Source organism: Microbacterium sp. Bi128 (assembly GCF_918698205.1).
Map to the genome: position 1 here is coordinate 1 of NZ_CAKKMM010000931.1, position 2,032 is coordinate 2,032.

The 2,032-nt window shown below is 63.7% G+C and carries 2 protein-coding genes; both read left to right on the forward strand.

Annotated features, from left to right (window positions below):
• Positions 1-668: ABC transporter permease (locus LQV45_RS28150; RefSeq protein ID WP_374208318.1), on the forward strand; the 668-nt coding region annotated here is incomplete at its 5' end.
• Positions 669-799: 131 nt separating this feature from the next.
• A partial coding sequence (locus LQV45_RS28155; RefSeq protein WP_230010223.1) for an NADH:flavin oxidoreductase occupies positions 800-2,032 on the forward strand: 1,233 nt, incomplete at its 3' end.

The window sequence follows — 2,032 nt, forward strand, 5'->3', positions numbered from 1 at the left end:
TGGTCTGCGGCGGCATCGGTGGCCTGATCGGCTGGATCTGTCACCGCTTCGCGGTCCAGCCACTGGTCGTCACGCTGGGCACTGGCGCGGCCATCACGGGCGCGACGCTGTTCCTCGCCGACGGCGACTATTCCTCCGCGCCGCCGAATGCGTTCCGTTCCTTGGCCAGCCTAAGGGGGACCACCCTTGGCCTGCCGTTCCCCCCGATCATCCTGATCGTGCTTCTCTGCGGGGCGGGAATGTGGCTTTTCCTCAATCGCACCGCAACGGGGCGTCGCTTCTACGCGACAGGAATCAATTTTCGGGCCGCGCGATTGGCAAGGATCCGGACAGCTGCTGTGTGGACCATGGTCTTCGCAGCCTCCGGTGCCCTGGCCGGGGTTGCCGGCATTTTCATTGCATCCTTCGGCTCGGGCTGGTCGCAAACCATCGGGGAACCCTATCTGTTCTCTGGCCTGGCCGCGGTCCTCGTCGGCGGCTCGATCTTCGGCTCGATTCGCGGCAGCTACACCCGGACGCTGCTGGGTGCACTCATTCTCTCCCTTTTGTCCACAATCATCGTGAGCAATGGCCTGACCGAAGCCCAGAGCCGCATCGTCTTCGGCGTGATCATCCTTGCCGTGGTCTCGCTCTACGGTCGTGGACGCCACGTCCGCGACAGGTTCTGAGGCCGGGTCCGGTTTCCGCTACTTTCGGCGTTCCATTGCGACGCGCGGTCAAGATATAAAACGAGCCGAATCGACTACCTATTTTGGATGAAGCATTTCATCCTGGTCCAACTGAAAACCAAGGAGAATAAATGTCCACCGAGACAGCAACCGTCGCCAAAGTGCTTTCCAGCCCCTGGAAAATCGACGGCCTGACAATCAAGAACCGCTATGTGCTTAGCCCCATGGCCGTCCTCCAGCCTACGAGGGACGGCCATCCCAGCGATCAGACAATCGCGTTCCTCACCACGCGGGCACGCGGTGGCGCAGGGCTGCTGATCATCGGTGGCGGCGTAGCCACCGAGCGCGGGAGCCAGGAGGCACCGTTCCAGCCCCTGATGCGCTTCGACCGCGACGAATTCATTCCGGGCCTGCGGCGCATGGTCGATGCCGTGCACGAGCACGATGTACCCATCTTCGCCCAGATCTTCCCCAGTTTCGGCGCCATGGGCGTGCCGGGCGAGGGCCGGCCCACGCGGGCCGCGAGCCCGAAGCCCGTCCGCATGGCCGCACCCCGTCTGCCGCACGGCTTCTACATTCCCGGAGGCCGGACGAACCCGACGCCCCAGGAGATCACCACGGAAGAAATCCACGAGGTCCAGGAACAGGCCGTCGCCGCGGTGCGGCGCGCCAAAGCGGCCGGCTTCGACGGCATCGAACTGGGTGCGCACATGCGCTACCTCTATTCCTCCTTCCTCTCACCGCGCACCAACTGGAGAACTGACGAATACGGAGGCAGTGCCGAAAACCGCGCCCGCATCCTGGCTGACACAGTTCGGGCGATCCGGGCTGAAGTCGGCCCCGACTATCCCGTGGGCCTCAGAATGAGCACCAACGACCACCTTCCCGATGGTCAGGGACCCGAAGGGTTCGCGGAAGTCGCAGCGATCATTGAGAAGGAAGGGGTTGGCTATATCGCCCTGAGCGATGCGAACTACGAGTCGATGGACAATAACGTCACCTCCTTTTCGGGCGCAATCCTGCAGCACGGAGAGCCGCAGGCATTCCGCGCCGCCATGCCCGAGGTCCCGTTGCTCCTCAGCAGCACCTACGACCCGCAACAGTGCGCAGACGCCATCACCGCCGGGTTCGCGGACGGAATCATGCTGGCCCGGCAGATGCTGGCCGATCCGGAATTCCCCAACAAGGTTCTCCAAGGACGACAGGATGAGATTGTGTGGTGCGACCACGACAACTCATGCCTGCGCCGCCTGATCTTCAACGTGCCGGTCCGGTGCCACAAGAACCCGGCCATGGGACGCGAAGCGGTCCTCGCGGGGGCCACGGAACCCGTCTGGGTAAAGCTTCAGCGTCCGATCCAGGGC